Source organism: Streptomyces carpinensis, assembly GCF_002154505.1.
In the GTDB taxonomy this organism is placed as follows: Bacteria; Actinomycetota; Actinomycetes; order Streptomycetales; family Streptomycetaceae; genus Streptomyces; species Streptomyces carpinensis.
The window spans coordinates 1-4,603 of the sequence record NZ_MUBM01000228.1; the positions used below are offsets into that span (position 1 = coordinate 1).

General features: G+C 73.2%; 6 protein-coding genes. All 6 read right to left on the minus strand.

Annotated features, from left to right (window positions below):
* Positions 1–388: 388 nt before the first annotated feature.
* Positions 389–1,012 (minus strand): LytR C-terminal domain-containing protein, encoded by a 624-nt coding sequence (locus BZY54_RS28865; RefSeq protein ID WP_086728278.1) that lies wholly within the window; start codon positions 1,010–1,012, stop codon positions 389–391.
* Between the two features lie 228 nt (positions 1,013–1,240).
* A complete protein-coding gene (locus tag BZY54_RS28870; protein WP_004943146.1) occupies positions 1,241–1,537 on the minus strand; it encodes a type II toxin-antitoxin system VapB family antitoxin in 297 nt (98 codons plus the stop codon).
* Between the two features lie 648 nt (positions 1,538–2,185).
* A complete protein-coding gene (locus tag BZY54_RS51740) occupies positions 2,186–2,356 on the minus strand; it encodes a hypothetical protein (protein WP_167414085.1) in 171 nt (56 codons plus the stop codon).
* A 102-nt stretch (positions 2,357–2,458) separates the two neighbouring features.
* Positions 2,459–2,878 carry a hypothetical protein gene (locus BZY54_RS28875; protein WP_143668142.1) on the minus strand — a complete coding sequence of 140 codons (420 nt, stop codon included), beginning with the start codon at positions 2,876–2,878 and terminating at the stop codon, positions 2,459–2,461.
* Between the two features lie 94 nt (positions 2,879–2,972).
* A complete protein-coding gene (locus BZY54_RS28880) occupies positions 2,973–3,677 on the minus strand; it encodes an HdeD family acid-resistance protein (protein ID WP_086728276.1) in 705 nt (234 codons plus the stop codon).
* A 118-nt stretch (positions 3,678–3,795) separates the two neighbouring features.
* The gene (locus BZY54_RS28885) at positions 3,796–4,443 is read right to left on the minus strand and encodes an HhH-GPD-type base excision DNA repair protein (RefSeq protein WP_086728277.1); all 648 of its coding nucleotides are present in this window, start codon (positions 4,441–4,443) and stop codon (positions 3,796–3,798) included.
* Positions 4,444–4,603 lie beyond the last annotated feature (160 nt).

Here is a 4,603-nt window from a genome sequence, read left to right on the forward strand (position 1 = left end):
GGGGCGGGCCGGCCCGCCCCGCGCGTCCTGCCGAGCAGGATCGATCAGCTCCGCCTGGCGTGCGTGCCGAGGAGGACCGGTCCGCCCCGCCTGGCGCGCGTGCCGAGCAGGACCGATCAGCCCCGCCCCGCGCGTCCTGTCGCGCAGGATCGATCAGCTCCGCCTGGCGTACGTGCCGAGGAGGACCGGTCCGCCTCGCGCGTGCTGCCGCGCAGGACCGATCAGCTCCGCCTGGCGCGCGTGCCGAGCAGGACCGATCAGCTCCGCCTGGCGTGCGTGTCGAGCAGGACCGGTCCGCCCCGCCTGGCGTGCCGAGCGGATCGACCTGCCTTGCCCGTCGTGGTCGGCGGACCGGCCCGCCGTGTCCGTCGTACGGAACGGCGCCCGCTCAGCAGCCCTTCTTCGCGGTGGGCGCCCCCTGCGGAGCGTTCAGGGCGGCCAGGGCCTTGTCGGCGGCCGGCTTCTGGGCCAGCTGCTTGAAGCCGGTGCCGATGATCAGATCGACGTCGGTGCCCTTGCGGGTGTCGGTACGGCTTTCGGCGCCGGGGAGCTGGGTGGCGAGCACCGGCAGCGAGGTGTTGAGGGACGACGCCGGGCCGAGCAGTATCCCGGCGCCCTTGACCTTCTTGTCGAACTCCTTGGTCGCGTTGCCCACCTGGCCGATGCGGAAGCCGCGCTTCTTCAGCTCGTCCGCGGTCTGCTTGGCCAGTCCGGCGCGCGGCGTGGCGTTGAGGACGTTGACGGTGATCTGGCCCGGCTTGGGCAGTGCCCGGGCGGTGCCCGCGGGCGAGGGGCCGGTCTTGGCGGCCGCGTCCGTCGCGCAGTGCGCCTTGCCACCCGCCGCGGAGGCCTTCTTGCCGCCGGTGAAGACGTCGATGAGTTGCAGCGTGCCCCACCCGATCACGCCGAGCACGGCGGCGGAGGCGACGACCAGGAGCACGAGCCTGCCGTGCCGCCGGGGCCTGCGCATTCGCGGGTACTTGTTCCCCGTGATCCGGTACTTCCCGCCCATGCCGGGGGGAGTCAGCATGCTCATGGGCGCAGCGTAGTGTGCGCGGGCGGCGTTTCCTACTAGATGATCATTGGATCCGGCCCAGCAGAACCCGAAAGGTCCAAGCCGTCACCGAAGGACCGGTTCCAGACGGCCCCGGCGACCGGTCGCGGGCGCTGTCCGACGGTGTCCGCGGACCGGTCGCGGCCGCTGTCCGACGGCTCCGCCGACCGCTTCGGGCCGCGGGGGTCAGTCCAGTTCGAGCACGCGTGCGTGGAGTACCTGGCGCTGCTGCAGCGCCGCCCGCACCGCGCGGTGCAGGCCGTCCTCCAGATAGAGGTCGCCCTGCCACTTCACGACATGGGCGAAGAGGTCGCCGTAGAAGGTCGAGTCCTCCGCGAGCAGGGTCTCCAGGTCGAGCTGCTGCTTGGTGGTCACGAGCTGATCGAGGCGGACCGGGCGCGGCGCGACGTCCGCCCACTGCCGGGTGCTTTCCCGGCCGTGGTCGGGGTACGGCCGGCCGTTTCCGATGCGCTTGAAGATCACACGGAAAGCCTACCGGCCCAGACCTTCCGGGCGCAGCCTCGCCGCCGCAGTGCGACGCTGGAAAAGCCGCGGCAAACCCGGGCGAACCGGGAACGGGGGCTGAACAGGGGCTTGAGATGGGTGACGGCGAGACCACGCCCGATGCCACCTCCCGGGACACCGCGGACGGCCCCCGGCACACCGGAAATCTCCCAGGTGCTCCCGCCCGAGGCCCGGCAGATCGCCTCCGGATACGCCTGAACGACCGGGTCCGGGCGCGGGCCGCCGACGTCCGCCAGCAGTGGGCGCCCGGCGGCGCTCCCGCCGAGTTCCGCCGTTATGCACAGGCTGTGGATGGTGAGTCGGTGTACGAGAAGCTGACGGCCGAGCAGGCCGCGCGGGACGAACAGGCCGCGCAGGACGGACAGTCCTCCTGGGCCGAGGGGCGGGAGCGCGAGGTCAGGCAGGAGCCGTCGGTCAGCGAACAGGTCGTCGACAGCGGTGCGTTCCGCTCTCCCTGGCCCGGTCCATGGGCACCCAGATCGGCAAGGAGAACACCCGCTCCCTGTTCGGCACGGTCCGCAGGAGGTGGTGAGGCCGACACGGCCGGTGAAAGAAGGGGGTTGAGCCGGGCGCCTCGTCCAGGCGCCCGGCTCGACGGCTCGACGGTCAGTCGCGCCTGGGCCGGCCGGCGGCGGGCGGCCGCTGTTCGTCCCGCTCGGGCCGGCGGCGTTGCCGTCGGTGGGGTTCCTCCAGGGTCGAGGGCGGCGGCTCGGACGTGCTGCGGGCGGCCTCCGCGCGCACGAGGGCGCGCAGGACCGCGTACGGGTCGACGGGCATGGCTGTGCTTCGCTTCCTGGTCGTGCTCGGTCGCGCTCGGTCGGACTTGCCGAGCCGGCCGAGCTCGCTGACGGACGGACCGGGGCAGGTGGGCCGGTCGGCTCAGCAGCGCAGGACCGCGCAGCGCAGCGCGTGCAGGCGGTACGGACGGTGTGGGGGCTCGCTCCTGTGGGCGGGGTGTTCCGCCGCACGCGCGGGTGCCGGCTCGGCAGGGGGCGTGGGGCGCAGGGGCGATCCACCGTCGCGCAGACGGCTCCGCACCGAGGTGCGGACCGCGCCTTCGAGGGGGTCGTGCTCGGCGACGGCGCCGCCCGGCCCACCGGCTCCGGTCGGCGCGTCGGCCCCGACCGCCATCGCCGCGACGGGCACCGCGTACGCCGCGGCCGGCCCGCCGGGCGACAGGAGGGCGAGCAGCAGCACGAGCACCCGGAGGCAGCCGGCCCGGCTGCGCGCGGGGCGCACGGAGCGGCGGTCTGCACGGCCGGCCGTGCGGCCGGCGCGCGGTGCGGGTGCTGTGCTCACATCGGTCATGTCCCCGGCGGCCGTACGCCGTTCATCGTGCCGACCGGTCGAACCGCCCGCACGGCGTAGCTCGCGGGCGCGCGGTCGACGGCGTTCACAGCGGCTGCGGGATGTTCTGTGCGTGCCGACGGACGCGGAAGGCGGTGACGATCTCCATGATGCCGACCACCACCAGCCACCAGCCGCCGAGGAGGGTGAGCACGGCGACCGACTGCAGCGGCGAGTCGATCAGGACGATCCCGGCGATGAAGGTGACGATGCCGAGGAAGATCTGCCAGCCGCGCGCGGGAGCCGTACGGTCGTGGACGGCGGCGATGGTCTGCGTGATCCCGCGGAACAGCCAGCCGATGCCGATCCACAGGGCGAGCAGCAGGATCGACTGCATGGCGCCCCGGAAGCAGAACAGGCCCAGCAGGATCGACACGGCACCGCTGGCGAAGGCCAGCACGCGCAGTGAGGTCGACTTGTGCGTGCCGAAGGCGGAGACCAGTTGGAGCACTCCGCTGACCACGAGGTAGACGCCGAAGAGGATTCCGGCGGCCAGCAGTGAGGGGCCGGGCCACAACAGCACGAGGATCCCCAGGACCAGCGCGGCCACGCCGGTGACGAGGACTGCCTGCCAGGCGGCGCGGGAGAGGGCGTGCAGGGGCCCTTCCAGCGGCGGTTCCCGGGGCGGTGCGGAGTGCGGCGCCGGCGCCTGCGAGGGCGAGGACCAGGACTCCCGTGCGTCACGCGCCGCATGGACGCGGCGGTCGTCGTACCCCGGCCCGCCGGGGCCGCCGCTCGGTGGCTCGCTCATGCTCCATGCTCGGACCGGGCGCGGCCGGACCGCCACCGCTGAGGGCCCACTCGGCTGAGGCCGGCCGGTGCGGTCACCGCCCCGGAGGTTCACGACCTCGGAAGGCCTCGTCCTGCGGTCACTGCCCGGAGGGCTTCGTCGTCCCGGCCGTCCCGGCCGTCTTCGACGCCTTCGGCGAGTTCGCCGTCTTCGCGGCCTTGGCGGCGGCCTTCAGCTCCTGCTTGTGCGCCCGCACCATGGCCAGCGACTCGGGCCCGGTGATGTCCGCGACGGACCGGAAGGACTCCGGCTCGCCGTACGGCCCCGCGGCCTCCCGCCAGCCCTGCGGGCGCACACCGAGCTGCTTGCCGAGCAGCGCGAGGAAGATCTGCGCCTTCTGCTTGCCGAACCCGGGCAGCTCCTCCAGCCGGCGCAGCAGCTCCGGCCCGCTGTCCGCGTCCCGCCAGATGGCCTCGGGATCGCCGTCGTAGTGCTCGACCAGGTAGTGGCACAGCGCCTGGATCCGCTTGGCCATCGACCCCGGGTAGCGGTGCACGGCGGGCTTGTCCGACAGGAGCCGGGCGAAGGTGTCCGGCTCGAACGCCACGATCTCGTGGGCGTCCAGGTCCGCGGTGCCCATGCGCCGGACGATCGTCGCCGGGCCCTTGAACGCCCACTCCATCGGAATCTGCTGGTCCAGCAGCATTCCGACCAGCGAGGCGAGCGGACTGCGGCCGAGGAGCTCGTCGGCATCGGGGTCCTGGGCGAGGTGCAGGGTGACGTTCATGCCCCGATGATTGCCTGTCCGGAGCCGGGCCGCAGCCGGGCGGTCTCCGTGTCTTTGCGTCGACTCGTGCCCCGCTGCTGGGCCGAGATTTAGTTAGGTTAGCCTAACCTCAACGAATTGGGGTGGGTGGAATGGTGCGGGACCTGAACGGGGCTTGGGG

What these genes read in the sequence shown, in the direction of transcription:
- BZY54_RS28865 (WP_086728278.1), bottom strand. Translation starts at nt 1,012, where the DNA reads ATGGGCGGGAAGTACCGGATCACGGGGAACAAGTACCCGCGAATGCGC.
- BZY54_RS51740 (WP_167414085.1), bottom strand. Translation starts at nt 2,356, where the DNA reads ATGCCCGTCGACCCGTACGCGGTCCTGCGCGCCCTCGTGCGCGCGGAG.
- BZY54_RS28880 (WP_086728276.1), bottom strand. Translation starts at nt 3,677, where the DNA reads ATGAGCGAGCCACCGAGCGGCGGCCCCGGCGGGCCGGGGTACGACGAC.
- BZY54_RS28885 (WP_086728277.1), bottom strand. Translation starts at nt 4,443, where the DNA reads ATGAACGTCACCCTGCACCTCGCCCAGGACCCCGATGCCGACGAGCTC.